Raw genomic sequence first — 17464 nt, forward strand, 5'->3', positions numbered from 1 at the left:
TTCCTAAAACAGCGACGGAAAACGCGATGAAAAAACTGATTGCAGCATTTGTCGGTTCCATGGCCCTGGCATCGGCGCCGGTAGCCCTGTCTGCCGAGGCGACCAAGGAACTCAAGATGGCGTACGACGCCGACCCTGTGACCCTCGACATTCATGAGCAGCTGTCTGGTGGCATCCTCCAGCTGTCTCATATGACGTTTGATCCGCTGTTGCGCTGGACCAAGGATCTTGGTTTCGAGCCGCGCCTGGCAGAGAGCTGGACCCGGATTGACGAAAACACCATGCGCTTCAAGCTCCGTGAAGGCGTGACGTTCCATTCCGGCAACGAGCTGACGACCGCGGATGTGAAGTTTACCTTCGACCGTCTGAAGCAGAGCCAGGACTTCAAGGCCATCTTCAAGCCTTTCAGCGGCATCAACATCATCGATGACTATACCTTTGAGTTGGTGACCAGCGAGCCTTATCCGCTGCTGTTAAATACTGCTACTTATATCTTCCCGTTCGACAGCGAGTTCTACAGCGGTCAGACCGAAGACGGCAAGGACAAGAGTGCCATCCTCAAGCATGGCAACTCCTTCGCATCCGAGAACCTGTCGGGCACCGGTCCTTACACTGTGACCGAACGAAAGCAGGGCGTTCGCGTAGAGTTTGAGCGTTTCGACAACTACTGGGATTCCGAGTCTCCGGGCAACGTCGGCAAGATCGTGCTGACACCGATCAAAGAGAACAACACCCGGGTTTCTGCCCTGCTGTCCGGTGGTGTCGACTTTATCGCCCCGGTTCCGCCCAATGATCTGGAGCGTATTCGCAACGACAAGAACGCCAACCTGGTGACCATGAGCGGCACCCGCATCATCCTGTTCCACATGAACCAGGAGCGTGTGGAAGCCTTCAAGAATCCGAAGGTTCGCCAGGCGATTGCCTACGCCATCAACCAGGAAGGTATCGCTGCCAAGATCATGAAAGGCTTCGCCACCCCAGCGGCCCAGATGTCACCTGAAGGCTATCAGGGCTACAACGAGTCCCTGACACCGCGCTTTGATGTGGCCAAGGCTCAGGAACTGATGAAAGAAGCCGGTTATGAGGATGGTTTCACCATCACCATGATGGCGCCGAACAACCGCTACGTGAACGATGACAAGATCGCTCAGGCGGTGGCTGCCATGCTGGCACGGATCAACATCAAGGTGGATCTGAAAACCCTGCCGAAGGCCCAGTACTGGCCGGAGTATGACAACCGCGCCGCCGACATGATGATGATCGGCTGGCACGCGGATACCGAGGACTCCGCCAACTTCTATGAGTTCCTGACCTTCTGCCCGGACGCCGACAGTGGCGCTGGCCAATACAACGCCGGTAACTACTGCAACCCGGAAATCGACGCCCTGGTACAGAAGGCCAACGTCGAGACCGACCTGGACAAGCGGGCGGCCATGCTGCAGGAAGTGGAGCAGCGTCTGTACGACGATGCCGCCTTTGTTCCGCTGCACTGGCAGGACCTGGCCTGGGCTTCCAAGAAGAACGTGAAGATTGAGCCGGTGCTCAACGTCATGAACTTCCCGTACCTGGGTGACCTGGTTGTTGAGTAATCGCCTCTGATGGCCGGCCGGCGCTGGAGTGATCCGGTGCCGGCCTTTTGTTTGCAAGCCTTATCCGGAAGCTTTCCATGTTAGCGTTTTTGGTTCAGCGGATTTCCCAGGCGTTTCTGGTCATGTTTGTGATCAGCATGATTGCCTTCGCCATTCAGGATGGCCTCGGGGACCCGCTTCAGGAAATGGTGGGCATGTCCGTCTCTGAAGAGGAGCGGGAAGCCATTCGTGAGGAGCTTGGTCTGAACGACCCGATGGTGGTGCAGTACCTGCGTTTTGCGGGCAATGCGCTCCAGGGCGACCTGGGCAACTCTTATTTCTACAGCAAGCCGACCCTGGAAGTGATCGCCGAACATCTGCCGGCGACGCTGGAGCTGGTCATCGGTGCCAGTCTGATTATTGTGTTTCTCTCCGTGCCAATCGGTGTCTATGCCGCTATCCGGCCCCAGGCATGGCTATCCAAATTCTTTATGGGTGTCAGTACCGTGGGTATCTCCATCCCGGTGTTCCTGACGGCCATTGTGTTGATTCAACTGTTCTCCATTGGTGTGACGGTGAACTGGTTTCCATCGGACACCGGCTGGGGCCAGTGGCTGAACGATTTCTTTTCCACCGAGGGCGGGTTGCCTTCCTATGGGCGTGGCGATGAGCTCACGCACCTGTTCGGCACCTGGGAGTCCGGTTTCTTCACCGGTACCGGGCTGATGCATCTGGTACTGCCCTCGGTGTCGCTGGCCTCGATCATGCTGCCGCTGTTTATCCGGCTGATTCGCGCCGAGATGATGGAAGTGCTGCAGAGCGACTACGTTCGTTACGCCCGCGCCAAGGGCCTCAGTGCCGGCCGCATCAACTTCCTGCACGCACTCAAGAACACCATGCTGCCGGTGATTACCGTTGGCGGCGTGCAGATCGGCATTATGGTGGCTTACACCATTCTCACGGAAACCGTGTTCCAGTGGCCGGGCGTGGGTCTGATGTTCCTGGAAGCCATTACCCGTAGCGACATTCCGTTGATCGTGGCGTACCTGATGGTGGTGGGCCTGATTTTCGTGATTACCAACACCCTGGTGGATCTGATCTACGGTCTGGTGAATCCCACCGTCAAACTGACAGGAAAGAAAGCATGACAACGGCAACGGTTTCCCGCTGGGACCGCTTCCGCGAGTCCTTCTTCTGGTACAGCTTCAAGCGCGACAAGGTGGCCATTGTCAGCTTTGCCGTGCTGCTGCTGATGGTGCTGGCGGCGGTGTTTGCGCCCCTGCTGGCGCCCGCTGATCCCTACGATCTTGCGCAGATCAATATCATGAACTCCGAGCTGCCCCCGGTGGGCATGAGCGGTGCTGATCCGGCATTTCCCCTGGGCACCGACGCCCAGGGCCGGGATCTGCTGTCCACCATTCTGTACGGCACCCGGGTGTCCCTGATGATCGGTTTTGGGGCGGTGGTCCTGCAGGCGTTTCTGGGCATTCTGTTCGGTCTGCTGGCCGGCTACCTGGGTGGCAAGGTGGATGCGGTGCTGATGCGCATTGCCGATGTGCAGCTGTCGTTCTCCACCCTGATGGTTGCCATCATTGTGGGTGCGGTGTTCAAGGCCAGCTTCGGTAACCTGATGTTCGGCGAGATCGCGATCTACATGCTGATCTTCATCATCGGTGTTGCCGAGTGGCCCCAGATTGCCCGGACCGTCCGCGCTTCGGTGCTGGCGGAGAAAAAGAAGGAGTACGTCGACGCCGCCAAAGTGATGGGCTTCGGGACCCGACGGATCATGTTCCGGCATATCCTGCCCAACACCCTGTCGCCGATTTTCGTGATTGCCACGGTCCAGATTGCCAACGCCATTATTTCTGAGGCGGCGCTGTCGTTCCTGGGGCTTGGCATGCCGGAAACCCAGCCGTCGCTGGGCTCGCTGATCAAATCCGGCTTTGACTACATCCAGAGCGGTTCCTGGTGGATCACGCTGATCCCGGGCCTGGTGCTGGTGGTGCTCGTACTGGTCATCAATCTGTTGGGTGACTGGTTGCGGGATGTGATGAACCCACGGCTGTACAAGGGGTAACACCATGGCACTGTTGGAAGTAAAAGATCTTGATGTGCGCTTCGCCGTGCGCGGCGGCGACCTGACAGCGCTACGCGGCATTAGTTTCAGCCTGGACAAGGGGGAGCGGCTGGGTCTGGTGGGGGAGTCCGGTGCTGGCAAATCGGTGGCTGCCTTTTCCATCCTCAACCTGATTGCCCAACCCGGTTACATCGCCGGCGGGCAGATCCTGTTCGAGGGCAAGGATCTGGCCGCCATGAGCGAGCGGGAGCTGCGCCGAATCCGTGGTAACCGTATTGCCATGATCTTCCAGGATCCGATGATGACCCTGAACCCGGTGCTCACCATTGGAACCCAGATGGTCGAGGCTATCCTGGCCCACCGGAAAATCAGTAAAAAAGAAGCTCGTGCCATTGCTCTGGACCGGCTGCAGAAGGTGCAGATTCCTTCGCCGGAGAAACGCCTGGACCAATACCCCCATGAGCTGTCCGGAGGCATGCGCCAGCGGGTGATCATTGCCATCGCCCTGCTGCTGGACCCGGAAATCATCATCGCGGATGAGCCCACGACGGCTTTGGATGTCACCATCCAGGCGGAAATCATGGATCTGCTGTTGAACCTGTGCGAACAGGAGAATGTGGCGTTGATGTTGATCACCCACGATCTGGGCGTGGTCTCCCAGGTGACCCAGCGAATGCTGGTCATGTACTCCGGCCGGATCATCGAGCAGGGACCGACCCGGGAAATCATCAACGATGCCCAGCATCCCTACACCCAGGGCCTGATCAACGCGCTGCCCCAGATGGGCGAACCCGGTGAGCGTCTGTTTCAGATTCCCGGCTCCATGCCATCCTTGAAGAACGTGCCCTCGGGCTGTCCGTTCCATCCCCGCTGCAACTTCGCCACCGAGCAGTGCAAGCAGGCAATGCCGGAGTACGTGCGCTCGGGCAATGTGAATGTGGCCTGTTACGAAGTCGCCAACCTGATTGAACAGGAGAAACGCATGCAGGAGGCCGAATCATGACCTCCCCCCTGGTAAGTATCCGCGGTCTCGAGAAACGCTTCGACCTGTCCGGCAGCCTGCTGGAGCAGATCACCTTCGAAGGGGGGCGTTTCCGCCGGAAACAGGAGGCAGTCCATGCCATCAACGGCGTGGACCTGGAAGTGCAGAAGGGCGAGGCCCTGTGCGTGGTGGGCGAATCCGGCTGTGGCAAGTCGACCGTGGCCCGAACCGTCATGGGCTTGCTCTCGCCCAGCGCCGGCGAGATCCACTACGACGGTCAGCGTATCGATAATCTCGAGCGCAAGGATTCTCTGCCTTACCGTCGAAAGATGCAGATGATCTTTCAGAACCCCTATGCCTCCCTGAACCCGCGCATGACCATCCAGCAGACCCTGGAGGAGCCGATCCGGTTCCATCATCCGGATTGGTCCCCGGTCCAGGTTCGGGACAAGATCCATGAGGTGATGCATTCGGTGGGCATCGATCAGGACTGGGGCAACCGCTTCGGCCACGAATTCTCCGGTGGCCAGCGCCAGCGGATCGCCATTGCCCGGGCCCTGGCAGTCGATCCGGAGTTCATCGTGGCGGACGAGCCGATCTCGGCCCTGGACGTGTCGATCCAGGCCCAGGTGCTGAACCTGTTGATGGACGCCCAGGAAAGCCGGGGACTGACCTATCTGTTTATTACCCACGACCTGGCGGTGGTGGAGCATTTCGGCACCCGGGTGGCGGTGATGTACCTGGGGCGGGTCTGCGAGCTGGCGGATACCAAAACGCTGTTTTCAGCGCCCCGTCATCCCTACACCCAGGCGCTGCTCTCTGCGATTCCGAAACTGGAGGACGATCGCCCCAACCACATCCGCCTGAAAGGAGAAGTGCCGACGCCGGTGAACCTGCCGTCGGGGTGCGTATTCCATGGGCGGTGCCCCTATGCCAACGAGCGATGCCGGCAGGAGGTGCCCCAGCTGATCACGACCGATGGCGGAACCCAGGTTGCCTGTCACGCGGTGGAAGAGGGCAGGTTGTAACGGCGCCGCTGCGATAGGCTATGATGCCATCAGCAGAACTCGTATCGATACAACGACATACCCTCAGGGGACTCCATGGAAGTACGCTGGTTGGAAGATTTTCTGGCGCTGGCCCGAACGCGCCATTTCTCACGTGCTGCCGAGTTGCAGCACGTGAGCCAGCCTACGTTCAGTCGCCGGATCAAGCTGCTGGAAGAGGCCATGGGCAGCACCCTGATCAATCGTCAGACGTTGCCACTCTCGCTGACGCCGGCAGGGGAGATGTTCCGGGAGCTGTGCGAGCGGATCACCCGGGATGTGCGGGATACCCGTGATCGCATTGCCGCCCTTGAGGCTGAAGTCTCTGCCAGGATCAGTGTCGGCTCCACCCAGGGGCTGTTTTCGCACTTTTACCAGGGCTGGGCGAGAGATGAGGGTATTGCCGAGCGTCTTCAGCTGAACCTGAACGCCACCAGCTGGGTGGGGGAGCAGTTCCTGGAAGCGCTGGACAGCGGTGAGTGTGATCTGGTGCTGTGTTACTGGCATCCGGATCTGCCCTGGGGCGGCAGGCTGACTGCCGACAGTTACGATTGGCTGGTGCTGGCTCGCGAATCTCTGGTGCCGGTCAGTGTTGCTGATGATCAGGGGCATCCCCGGTTTGCCTTGCCGGGCAGCCCCGAACAACCGGTGCCGCTGATCGCCTATCACAGTCGTGGCTTTCTGCAATCGGCAATCGAGGGCCATCTTGCCCGCAGCAGATTGACGGCCAATCTTTTACCCCTGAACGAGAACACCCAGTCCGCCAGCATCAAGGCGCTGGTGAAGCAAGGTTTCGGCATGGGTTGGTTGCCCCGGCGCATGACGGAAAAAAGCGAACAGTTCGGCAGTCTGGTGCGAGCCGGTGACGAAGGCTGGGATGTCCCCCTGGAAATTCGCCTGATCCGTCTCCGTGACACCCGCTCGGACGATCTTTTAACGCTCTGGAAAACACTGGAAGATGGCTATGCCTGATGATGCGCTGTTGTCGCTGCAGACCGATCACCTGGAAGAACTGCAGGCCCGATATGAATCGGCCCTGGCAGAGCATGGCTACGACAGCCTGCTCATTGCTTCCGGCGCCGCGCCTTACCGTTATGGTGATGATCAGGCCTGGCACTTCCAGGGTTATGGCCCTTTTTTGCACTGGACCGGGCTCGCCGGCCGCGAACACTGCTGGCTCTGGATCCGGGCCGGGCACAGGCCCGTGCTCTGGCTGTTCGAACCGGTCGATTTCTGGCACGCCAATCCGCCCCTGACGGAAGAGCCCTGGCAACAATTTATCGAGGTTCGAAGCAGCGCCTCACCCGAGCCGCCGCTGCTGGATGATCCCGATAGCCTTGCGGTGATCGGGGACCCTGCCCTGGTCGTGAATACCCCGGGTGAGAAAAACCCGGAGGCTCTGCTGAGGGAACTGGACGAGACTCGCGTGCGCAAAACCCAATATGAAATCGAGTGCCTCGCTCAGGCCAACAGACTGGCTCTGGCAGGCCATGCCGCTGCCCGGGAGGCGTTCCTGGCCGGTGAGAGCGAGTTTGGCATCAACCTGGCGTACCAGCAGGCGACTGGTCAGCGGGAAGTCGAGGCGCCTTATCACAGCATTATCGGCCTGAACGAGCACGCCGGCACGTTGCACTACCAGTATTACGATACCCAGCCTCCGGGGCAGCCCCGCAGTTTGCTCATCGATGCCGGGGTCCGCTTTCGTGGCTACTGCTCTGACATCACCCGTACCACGGCAGGCCCGGACGAGTCGCACTTTGCGGCGCTGATTCACGGGCTTGAGCGACTCCAGCTAAGACTCTGTGACATGGTGGCACCCGGTGTGGATTACATCGACATACATCGTAAGGCTCATGGGGGGATTGCGGCTTTGCTGTCAGCGACCGGGCTGGTGTCGGGCCTGGATGACGAGGATATTGTCGAGAAAGGCATCACCCGGGTTTTCTTTCCCCATGGCATCGGTCATTTCCTGGGCGTACAGGTTCATGATGTCGCGGGAAAGCCAACGCCGCCCCCTGAAGACGCGCCCTTCCTTCGCCTGACCCGCAGGCTGGAGCCGGGCATAGTGGTGACCATTGAACCGGGTTTCTATTTTATTCCCTCGTTGCTGGATCCCTTGCTGGAAGGGGAGTTTGGGCAATACCTGAACCGGGAGCTGATCGGCAAGCTGATAGGCTGCGGTGGCATCCGTATTGAGGACAACGTCGTGGTGACAGAGGCCGGCTGCCGAAATCTGACCCGTGAGTCGTGAGCCCGACACATAAAACATTGCACAAAATTAAGCCAAAAGGGTTGCATTCTTGGATGCCAATGACAATAATTATCACTAACTTTTATTGTCATGGGTGAGTCACTGCTATGTACGTTTGCCTTTGCCACGGCGTAACCGATCGGGAAATTCGCGAAGCTGCCGATAACGGCATTTCCTCTATGCGCCAGCTAGGTAAAGAGCTGGGTGTAGGCACCCAATGTGGCCGCTGTGCCTGCACCGCCCGCGAAATTCTGCGTGAGAGCCGTAGGCCCGATTACCTGGCCATGGCCAATATGCTCGCCCAGCCCGCCTGACCGAATCGATTGCCCGGTTCTATTTTTCTCCGGCCTGATAAGCGGCTATCCTAGGAGTCTGATTTATTCGGCCATCAGGGAGCCCGACTATGAAAGGCGATAAAAAGGTCATCCAGCATCTGAACAAGGTCCTCGGCAACGAGCTGACCGCGATCAACCAGTACTTTCTCCATTCCCGCATGTACAAGGATTGGGGCATTACCAAGCTGGCCGCCAAGGAATACGAAGAATCCATCGACGAGATGAAGCATGCAGACCAGCTTATCGAGCGGATCCTGTTTCTCGAAGGCCTGCCTAATCTCCAGGATCTGAACAAATTGCTGATTGGCGAGAACGTCGAGGAAATGATTTCCTGCGATCTCAAACTCGAAGAAATCGCCCACACCGACCTGAAAGAGGCGATCCTCTACTGCGAGGAAGTGCAGGACTTCACCAGTCGTGAACTTTTCCGCAGCATTCTCGATAGCGAAGAAGAGCACATTGACTGGCTGGAAACCCAGCTGGAAATGATTTCCCAGATGGGTATTCAGAACTACATCCAGCTTCAGTCATCCGCCGCGGAGTAACATCAGACAATGGACTTGTCCTGTTTTAAAGCCTACGACTTGCGCGGCCGGGTGCCGGATCAACTGAATCCGGTCCTGGCGGAAAAAATCGGGCGCGCCTATGTGGAAATCACCGGTGCGAAGAAAGTGATCGTTGGCTATGACATCCGTCTGTCCAGCCCCGACATTGCCGAAGCGCTCAGCTCTGGCCTGATGGCTGCTGGTGCGGATGTGTTCGATATCGGCCTGTGCGGCACCGAGCAGGTGTATTTTGCCACCAGCCATTACAAGATGGACGGCGGCATCATGGTGACTGCCAGCCACAACCCCAAAGATCACAACGGCATGAAAATGGTCGGCCCCGAATCTCGGCCGATCAGCTCCGACAACGGTCTGAACGAGATCCGCGACCGGGTGCTGGAGCCTTTTGGTGATGCGCCCGAGCAGGGCCGCTATGAACCGCTAGAGGTGATGAGCGCCTACGTGGACCATCTCTTGGGGTACATCGATGCCGGCTCCCTCAGTCCGCTGACCATTGTCTGCAACGCCGGCAACGGTGGCGCCGGCCTGGTGATCGACGAACTCGAGCAGCACCTGCCCTTTGAATTTGTGAAAGTGCACCACCAGCCGGACGGCCATTTCCCCAACGGCGTACCCAATCCGATCCTCCCGGAAAACCGGGCGGCGACAGCCGACGACGTTATCGCAGAAGGCGCCGCCATGGGCATCGCCTGGGACGGCGACTACGACCGCTGCTTCTTCTTCGACGAGAATGGCCGTTTCATAGAGGGCTATTACATCGTTGGTTTGCTTGCCGACCAGTTCCTGCGCAAAACCGGTGGCGGCAAAGTCATTCACGACCCCCGCCTGACCTGGAACACCCTGGACTTGGTAAAAGCAGCAGGCGGCGAAGCCATCGAAAGTAAAACCGGCCACGCCTTCATCAAACAGAGGATGCGTGACGAAGACGCCGTGTACGGTGGCGAAATGAGCGCCCACCACTACTTCCGGGATTTCGCCTACTGCGACAGCGGCATGATCCCGTGGCTGCTGATCGCCGAGCGCCTCTGCCAGTCAGGCCAGACCCTGTCATCCCTCATCGATGCCCGAATCGAAGCCTACCCGGCCAGCGGCGAAATCAACCGCACCATCGATGATCCCCCCAAGGTCATCGCGGCGATTGAAGCCAAATACAGCGTTGGCGCAAAAAACGTCAGCCACGTGGACGGCGTAAGCATCGAATTCGACGACTGGCGCTTCAACCTGCGGATGTCCAACACCGAGCCGGTTGTGCGTTTGAACGTCGAATCGAGGGCGGATATTCCGTTGATGGAAGAGAAAACTGAAGAATTGCTGGCAGAAATGCAGAGGTTGAACGAGGAGAGGTAACTCCTTTTTTTGGGGCCGAGTGGGACGCTTGTCCTCATGAAACTGTGCGGAGCCAGGGATGGCGGAGCCCAAGCGTCACAGGGATGTGCCGTTAGGAGCGTGTTTCAGGAGGACAAGCGTCCCAGTCGGTCTTGCACCTGAAGTCAGAGCCAGTCGTTCAGCATAATCCCGATACCGAACCGCTGAATCCGGTGGTTGTAGTCGATAAGGCTCTCCCCATACCCGTTGTAGTACTGGAAAAAGCCCTTGACCGTATCTCCCATCGGAAAGCTGTACCCGAACTCCACCGACGTCTTGTTGTCATCCGACCGCAGATTATTCATCAGTCGTAGCGAAAACGTCCGATCTTCGGTCAGCTTGTAAACCGCATAATAGTTGGCATGCCCCAGATAGCGTTCGATATCCGCATTGTCATCGTCGCTGTTTTCCGGAATCCGGTACCAGGGCTGAACGATGAAAAGCCAGCGATCATAGCTGTAGGTTGCGGACCCCATAATGCGGTTCCAGCTCCGTGAACGAGGCTCAGACTGTCCGTTGGACTGGTGGTTGAAGCCCACGGTCACGGCATTAAGCCGGCCGGGGCCGATGTTCCAGTCGGTCTGGTATCGTGCAAATAGCTCAGGTTCGTAATTGGTTTCCCGGAAAGGCGCGGAATCATCCTGGTTATAAACCTGCCAGAAAGAAGTCTGGGTGTAACCAAACCAGAGGGTTGTCCGGTCATCCAGAATCCCCGTCAGCAAAGGCACCTTGAAGCTGATCTGGTATTTGGCCTCTTCCCGTTCCAGTTCGTAGTCATAGCCGACGGAGCCCAGTCTCGGGCTGGATGGTACATAGTTCGGGTCCTTCACCCAGCTGACGGGCAGGATATAGGTGGGGCGATGCCCCACGAAACTGCCGGAGAATGAGAATACGGCTTTTTCAGCCGCCACATAACGGTCTACCAGCGCGGACATGACCCCCGCATCAGAATCGCCTTCCAGGGCATTGCCAGCAACGGCGTCGAGGTCTTCCCCATTCGGGGCCAGTTGCTCCGCACTCTTCTCCGCTTGCTCTTTGGCACTTTCAGAGGCCTGGGACTGACGCTCCGCGGGCTTGTAGAGACTATCAAAGCAGGCCAGTCGCTTAATCCCGTCGTCAATCAGCGCGCATTGTTCGGGTGAGTCGATCGATGATGTCTCACCGGTCTGCGCTATCACCGTGGAGGGCGCCGACAGCAGCAAAGAAATTGTGATGAGGACCGTCGGTGGCACCAACACATGTGTGGATGTCATCAGGTAGTCTCCTAGCTGGCAGTCAGACTGAACCAGGTGTTGGCAATGCCGTAGACCCAGACGCCGATCAGAGTGACGGCCAGTAGTGAGAAAATGACTTTGTGGCGAAACCGGTTACCCCTCTCTGCAGAGGCAACCCAGCGCAGGTACATTAGCCCGATGAAACTGAGAAAGACGCCGAGGCTGGCGAAGGCAGGGATTAGCAACCAGGCGGCACTGATCGTCTGGCCATCAGCGGTCTGGCTGGAAAACCACCCCATGGACGCGAGCAAAACAGCCAGCGCCGTGAATTCGGCAATTAGCAGCGGTTTGCGCAACGAGTGAGGCGAAGTCGGTTCCGTATTGGTCATTGAAACAGGTCCTGAATGGTAAAACGTCGGCGAACACCATGGTAACCGGATTGTTCGCGAAACACCCTCTGACTTACGAAATCGCAATTAAAATGGTTGAAATCAATTTATGATTTTGCTGTTTGGTTTTTTTGCCGGGTTTCAGTCGCTATAATGCGGCAACCGAAGATTATAACGCTCAAATGCGAGGTGCATTGTGAAGATGAAGAGAGTCCTGGCTGCTGTATTGGTCGTTGCAGGCCTGACAGCTAGCGCCGTAATGGCAAGCGTCGAAGATGAAATCCGTGCACGTATCCAGCCGGTTGGCGAAGTGTGCCTGCAGGGTGACGAATGTGGCAGTGCCGCTGCTCCGACCGAGACCGCCAGCTCCGGCCCTCGTTCAGGCAGCGAAGTATACGACGCTGTGTGCATGGCCTGTCATACCACTGGCGCTGCTGGCGCACCTGTAATTGGTGATGCCGATGCCTGGGCTCCTCGCATCGATAAGGGGCTGGACACCCTGGTGAGTCACGCGATCAATGGCTTTAATGCCATGCCGGCCAAGGGCGGTTGTGCAAGCTGTCCGGATGAAGAAATCCAGGCGGCTGTCGAGCACCTGGTGGCAGAAAGCGAGTAAGGCAGTTTTGAGCAAAAGAAAAGCCCCCGACGTTCGGGGGCTTTTTTTCTTATGGCCTCTCGGCCTTCCGGTTTTAGGGGTCAGGGGAGCGGTTTACGCCTCAGCTCGCCGTCAATCGTTGCGGTCTCGCCCGATGCGGTTTGAAGGGTGATCGACCAGCCCTGAAGCTCTTTTCCCTGATGGTGCATGCTTTCCGTTGCTTCCAGGCGTGGGTCCAGCCAGCCAAAACTGGCACTTTGTGACAGTATTGCCCATCTGTCACTCTCCTCGCCGGGCGTTCCCGAGAGCGCAGGGGCGTTTGGCAGGGAACGCCAGCTCGGGCTGTCGGTATTGACCATAACGGTCTTGCCAGTAAACCTCAGAAAAGCCTCGTCTTGGGTTCCCAGCACTGTAATCGGGGTTTCGCCCCGATAGCTCAACAGGATGCCCGGGCGTGGGGCATCCAGGATCATGGCGTTCAAGCCCTGAATATTCGGCTGCACGGTAATGCGGGCCTGTACGATTTCAGAGGGAGCGCCCTCTGCGTCAGGTGCCCCGTGTGCCCCTGCTGGCGCAGAGGCCATCAGGGGCAGCAGGCCGAACAAAGCCAGTGGCAACCGGCCAGTGCTGATTCGTCCGCTTTTCATAACGTGACTCCCGTAGTCTGGTTAAAGAATCTCAAGTGTTGATTCGATAATTCCGTCGGCAGTCGTGGTGTCACCCGCCACCTGTGTTGGCGCCATGCATTCGAGACTCTCATTGATCACGGTGATGGGAGCCGATACAGATGGCACCCTTCCTTCAGCAGTTTCTTTGCTCACGAACAGCATGTATTCGCCGGCGGGGATCACGTTGTGGTTGTCTGGCATCTTCAGGGTCAGCTTGTTGCCATTGCCTCTTTCCATGATCAGTTCAATGGCGCGTTGGTCGCCATCAATCACATGGGTCATGACCGTCCGGCGAATCAGGAGCGCCTTGTCGATCTGGTCTGCCTGGTCAACCTTTATATTGAAGCGATCCCCAATGGTCAGGTTGCGCGGCGCGCTCAGGATTTCCGGGCGGTCGTCACGCATGGCATAGGGTGGTGTGTAGATTTCAAAGCTGGGATCCCGTCCGTCATACGGCGCCAGACCGAAGTCCTGAAGATCGACGAAGGTCAGGTAGGCGGTGTTGATCGGCGAATGCCCGGCAATCATCACACGACCGTCTTCCATCAGTACGGCAGTGTTGTGATAAGTCCGTGCCCGGTGACCCGTTGCCATTTCAGTCCAGGTGCCAGTTTCCGGATCAAAACGCTCAGCCGTGCGAATAGGCCCTTCAAGGCCGGGCGCGACAACGCCATCGCGGTTGCCGCCGCTGAACACCATGACGCTGCCGTCTGGCATCAGAACATTGGTGCCATACCAGCGTGGCTGGTTAAGCGGACCAGTAAGGCGGGATTCGTAGCCGATGTCATCGCCATTCGTGGTTATTCGGTCTATGCGGCTCTGGTCCGTGGGCAGGTAGCCGCCGGGATTGGTCAGCAGGGCGTAACTGGGCACGCCACCGGCAGTCAAAAGCTCGACGTCGGTGTATTCGCCGTTGGCATTCGGTTTCAGAGGCAGCATGGTTGAAGAGGTGGAGCCGCGCATGCCGCCGGCAATGGCCATTCGGAGGTCTTCTTCTGAAATGCCCAGCTCTGCGCCGCTTTCCAGCAGATCAGACGGAGCTTCGAGGACATCGCCCAGAAGCGAGCCGACCTGGTCCAGGGAAAGATTGGTGATATTCAGTGTGCTGCTGAGTTGACCCAGCCCGACTTCATCCAGTCTCAAGGGCAGTCCGGCATAGCCTATGTCGTTCCAGCGCTGGGTTGCGGGATTGTAGCTGGCGACAATGTTCCATAAGGCCTGGTCATAACCCTGGCCAAATGGATTGAATGCCTGGCCTCCGGCGTTATAGAGCACGTGACCGTTGGGCAGGAGATGCATGCGCGGGTAAAGCGGCAGCGACCTGTCTGCGGTAGAGGGGTTCTCTGTCCACGACCCCGCGCACGGGTTGTAGGTTTCCGTTTGAACCACGTTGCGACCGCTATTCAGCGGTTCATCCGGGTAGACCGGTTTCAGGAGCTTGGTGACGCCACTGGCAACAAAAACGTCGCCATTGCCCAGGGTGACCAGCGACGGGTACCAGCGGCCGTAAGTCATGTCACCGCTCTGGCGCCAGGTGTTGGTCGCCTCATCGAATATCCGGGAATTCTTGATGCCCTCCAATTCCGCGACACCCAGAGGCAGGCCGTCAATGCCGGGCTCCGAGTAATAGTCCGTACCGCCGACGGCCATGACATCGCCGTTTGCGAGGCCGATAACATCCGAGCAGAACAGGGCACCGTCGTTTTTACTGGTGTTATCAGCAGTATCAATCAAGCCGTCGAGTTCGGTGCCGTTGAGCAGGGTCTCGCTGTCATTGCCGTCCGGATTGGCGCCGGCATCCAATGGGGAGGGTTTGAGCCAGGATGGGTTGTCGCTTTCATCCAGCGACAATACCCGGGTCTGATCGTTGACCGAGACTTCGCCGAATTCGGCGACGATTGACAGCTCGACGTTTTCGGTACCCTCGAGCGCATTCAGGTAGAGTAGGCGACCGTCTTTCAGCAGGGCCATAGTACCTGCGGCCGGTTTGCACTCATCCATGCCATCGGCCCGGGTGATGCATTTTTCGTCGGTTTCAACAGCCTGACCGTCAACAATGATGGTCGGCTCCGCAAAAGGTTCGCTGAAGTAGCCTTTTGCCGGGTCTCTGTTCTGGTTCGTCTGCACTGTTGAATCATCGGTAGATGATCCGAGTAGTCCGCCAAGGAGCCCCGCGCTGGCCGAGGTGGCCCCTGCAGTGATGAGAAAGAGTGAACCGGTAAGCTGACACAAGCGATTGGAATTTCTGGACATGAAGTCCTCCTGATCTTGTTGTTGTCGAAGCGGGATGTGGTATCCCGCTTGCAGAAACGGATCAGGGGCTTCAAAAGTTGCAGTGATTGTAAAAAAAATTGAAATTTACAGGCCGAGGTCGCCCAGAAGGGCACTGAGAGTCGCTTTTCCCTTTTTCTGATTGGCTTCCACATCCAGGTCGCCGGTACCTTCCCACTTGAGATCTTCTTCGGGCAGCTCATCAAGAAACCGGCTCGGGATGGTTTCCAGTTTTTCCCCATACTGTTTCCGGGTAGCCGCATAGGTCAGCGTCAGCGTTTCCCGGGCGCGGGTAATGCCCACGTACATCAGTCGCCGCTCTTCCTCGATGTTGCCTTCCTCGATGCTGCTTCGGTGGGGCAGGATTTCTTCCTCAAGCCCCATGATGAATACATGGGGGAATTCCAGGCCCTTGGAAGCGTGCAGGGTGAGCAGCTGAACCTTGTCGCTGTCGTCGTCCTCTTCCCGCTGTTCCATCATGTCCCGAAGGATCAGTTTGGTGATGGCATCCTCGATGCCGAGCTCATCGGCCGTGCCCTTGCCGTCATCAAGCATGCGCTGGATGGATTCCACCAGATACCAGATGTTCTCCATCCTTCGCTCGGCCTGCTTTGGGGTGCCGGAGTGCTGGTGCAGCCACTCCTCGTATTCGATGTCCGTGAACAGTTGCTTGATCACCGGTATCGGATTCTCGCTGTGCAATCGCTCGCAGGTGGCATCTACCCAGTGAGCGAAACGCCGGAGACGGTCCAGGCCCTTCTCGGTCACGTGGGTCTCTGCCCCCATGTCACCCAGGGCCTTGAACAGGCTGATATTTCGAGAGCGAGAATAGTGGCTGAGCTGTTCAAGGGTGCGCGGGCCGATTTCCCGGCGCGGCACGTTCACCACTCGAAGGAAGGCAGCGTTGTCGTCGGGATTGATCAGCAGGCGCAGGTAGGACATGGCGTCCTTGATCTCGTTCTTCGAGAAAAACGACTGGCCGCCGGAGATGCGGTAGGGGATCTGGTAGGCCTGCAGCTTCATTTCCAGCAGTCGTGCCTGGTGGTTACCCCGATAAAGCACGGCAAAGTCCCGGAAATCGAGGCCTTTCTTCAGCTTCTGGTCGAGGATCTCGGTGGCCACCCGGTCGGTTTCCGCGTCTTCGTTGCGGCAACGGACAATCCGGATTTCCTCGCCGATGGTGTGATCACTCCACAGGGCCTTCTCGAACACATGGGGGTTGTTGGCGATCACGGTGTTGGCGCTTCGCAGGATCCTGGCCGTAGAACGGTAATTCTGCTCAAGCTTGACGATTTTCAGGCTAGGGAAGTCTTCCTTCAACTGGGCCAGGTTTTCCGGTCGAGCGCCACGCCAGGCATAGATGGACTGATCATCATCGCCGACCACCGTGAACGCGGCCCGCTCTGCCACCAGCAGTTTAACCAGTTCGTACTGGCACACGTTGGTGTCCTGGTATTCATCCACCAGCATGTAGCGGATCTTGCGGCGCCACTTGGCCAACACGTCCGGGTGCGAGCGGAACAGCATCACCGGCAGCAGGATGAGGTCGTCGAAATCGACCGCGTTGTAGGCCTTCAGGTATTCGTTGTATTTCTTGTAGATGATGGCGATGCGCTGTTCCCGGTCATCCGCCGCCTTGCTCAAGGCCTCGGCCGGCCCCCGCATGGCGTTTTTCCAGGAGGAGATGGTCATCTGGATGTCGTTGAGCTCGTCCCCGGCCTCGGCGCTGGCTTCCCGGAGCATCAGATCTTGTAACAGGGCCTTGGCATCCTCGGCATCGAAGATGGAAAAACCGGGGTGGTAACCGAGATGCGTGTGCTCTTCCCGGATCATATTGAGGCCAAGATTATGAAAAGTGGATACAATCAGGCCCCGGGTCAGCTTTCTGTCGACGATTCGGCCAACCCGCTCCTTCATTTCCCGGGCGGCCTTGTTGGTGAAGGTGACTGCAGCAATATGACGCCCCGGGATTCCGAGCTGCTCGATCAGGTAGGCAATCTTGCGGGTAATCACGCTGGTCTTGCCGCTGCCTGCGCCGGCGAGTACCAGCATTGGGCCATCGGCATAGCGGACTGCTTCGCTTTGTCTCGGGTTGAGCTTGTTCACAAATAAATGGCCAGAATGGAACGAAATGGGG

General features: G+C 58.0%; 16 protein-coding genes. 11 read left to right on the top strand and 5 right to left on the bottom strand.

From position 1 onward, the window contains the following. The first annotated feature begins 26 nt into the window (after window positions 1–26). From FMN52_RS18155 to FMN52_RS18200, 10 genes are all read left to right on the top strand, one after another. Window positions 27–1589 carry an ABC transporter substrate-binding protein gene (locus FMN52_RS18155; protein ID WP_148610024.1) on the top strand — a complete coding sequence of 521 codons (1563 nt, stop codon included), beginning with the start codon at window positions 27–29 and terminating at the stop codon, window positions 1587–1589. A gap of 77 nt (window positions 1590–1666) precedes the next feature. Next, the gene (locus FMN52_RS18160) at window positions 1667–2716 is read left to right on the top strand and encodes an ABC transporter permease (RefSeq protein WP_148610025.1); all 1050 of its coding nucleotides are present in this window, start codon (window positions 1667–1669) and stop codon (window positions 2714–2716) included. Then, window positions 2713–3645, top strand: a complete 933-nt coding sequence (locus tag FMN52_RS18165; RefSeq protein WP_014575818.1) for an ABC transporter permease — start codon at window positions 2713–2715, stop codon at window positions 3643–3645. The genes FMN52_RS18160 and FMN52_RS18165 overlap by 4 nt, the downstream gene beginning before the upstream one ends. 4 nt (window positions 3646–3649) lie before the next feature. After that, complete coding sequence (locus FMN52_RS18170) at window positions 3650–4648, top strand: ABC transporter ATP-binding protein (protein WP_148610026.1); 999 nt, start codon at window positions 3650–3652, stop codon at window positions 4646–4648. After that, on the top strand, window positions 4645–5655 hold the full coding sequence (locus FMN52_RS18175) for an oligopeptide/dipeptide ABC transporter ATP-binding protein (RefSeq protein ID WP_062782921.1): 1011 nt from the start codon (window positions 4645–4647) through the stop codon (window positions 5653–5655). Before FMN52_RS18170 ends, FMN52_RS18175 begins: the two co-directional genes overlap by 4 nt. 75 nt (window positions 5656–5730) lie before the next feature. Continuing rightward, on the top strand, window positions 5731–6645 hold the full coding sequence (locus tag FMN52_RS18180; protein WP_148610027.1) for a LysR family transcriptional regulator: 915 nt from the start codon (window positions 5731–5733) through the stop codon (window positions 6643–6645). Then, entirely contained in the window at window positions 6638–7924 is a 1287-nt protein-coding gene (gene pepQ, locus FMN52_RS18185; RefSeq protein ID WP_148610095.1) for a Xaa-Pro dipeptidase, read from the top strand. The genes FMN52_RS18180 and pepQ overlap by 8 nt, the downstream gene beginning before the upstream one ends. Before the next feature lie 107 nt (window positions 7925–8031). Beyond that, entirely contained in the window at window positions 8032–8238 is a 207-nt protein-coding gene (locus tag FMN52_RS18190) for a bacterioferritin-associated ferredoxin (protein ID WP_148610028.1), read from the top strand. A gap of 89 nt (window positions 8239–8327) precedes the next feature. Beyond that, window positions 8328–8804 (top strand): bacterioferritin, encoded by a 477-nt coding sequence (bfr, locus tag FMN52_RS18195; protein ID WP_014575823.1) that lies wholly within the window; start codon window positions 8328–8330, stop codon window positions 8802–8804. 9 nt (window positions 8805–8813) lie between these two features. Further along, window positions 8814–10172: a phosphomannomutase gene (locus FMN52_RS18200; RefSeq protein WP_148610029.1), complete on the top strand. Its 1359-nt coding sequence runs from the start codon at window positions 8814–8816 to the stop codon at window positions 10170–10172. Window positions 10173–10315: 143 nt separating this feature from the next. Here FMN52_RS18200 and FMN52_RS18205 read toward each other — a convergent pair whose 3' ends face one another. Further along, window positions 10316–11443 (bottom strand): phospholipase A, encoded by a 1128-nt coding sequence (locus FMN52_RS18205; protein ID WP_148610030.1) that lies wholly within the window; start codon window positions 11441–11443, stop codon window positions 10316–10318. Between the two features lie 11 nt (window positions 11444–11454). Further along, a complete protein-coding gene (locus FMN52_RS18210) occupies window positions 11455–11793 on the bottom strand; it encodes a hypothetical protein (RefSeq protein ID WP_148610031.1) in 339 nt (112 codons plus the stop codon). Between the two features lie 202 nt (window positions 11794–11995). On the opposite strand from FMN52_RS18210, the gene FMN52_RS18215 reads away from it, so the two are divergent. Continuing rightward, window positions 11996–12409: a c-type cytochrome gene (locus FMN52_RS18215; protein WP_148610032.1), complete on the top strand. Its 414-nt coding sequence runs from the start codon at window positions 11996–11998 to the stop codon at window positions 12407–12409. Window positions 12410–12489: 80 nt separating this feature from the next. On the opposite strand, the gene FMN52_RS18220 is transcribed toward FMN52_RS18215, so the two are convergent. The 3 genes from FMN52_RS18220 to rep form a co-directional block, all read right to left on the bottom strand. Beyond that, window positions 12490–13035 (bottom strand): hypothetical protein, encoded by a 546-nt coding sequence (locus FMN52_RS18220; RefSeq protein ID WP_148610033.1) that lies wholly within the window; start codon window positions 13033–13035, stop codon window positions 12490–12492. Between the two features lie 21 nt (window positions 13036–13056). Beyond that, window positions 13057–15309, bottom strand: coding sequence for a galactose oxidase-like domain-containing protein (locus FMN52_RS18225; protein WP_148610034.1), 2253 nt, complete (start codon window positions 15307–15309; stop codon window positions 13057–13059). A gap of 105 nt (window positions 15310–15414) precedes the next feature. Continuing rightward, window positions 15415–17433: a DNA helicase Rep gene (gene rep / locus FMN52_RS18230; protein WP_148610035.1), complete on the bottom strand. Its 2019-nt coding sequence runs from the start codon at window positions 17431–17433 to the stop codon at window positions 15415–15417. Window positions 17434–17464 lie beyond the last annotated feature (31 nt).

The organism is Marinobacter sp. BW6, assembly GCF_008107725.1.
In the GTDB taxonomy this organism is placed as follows: Bacteria; Pseudomonadota; Gammaproteobacteria; order Pseudomonadales; family Oleiphilaceae; genus Marinobacter.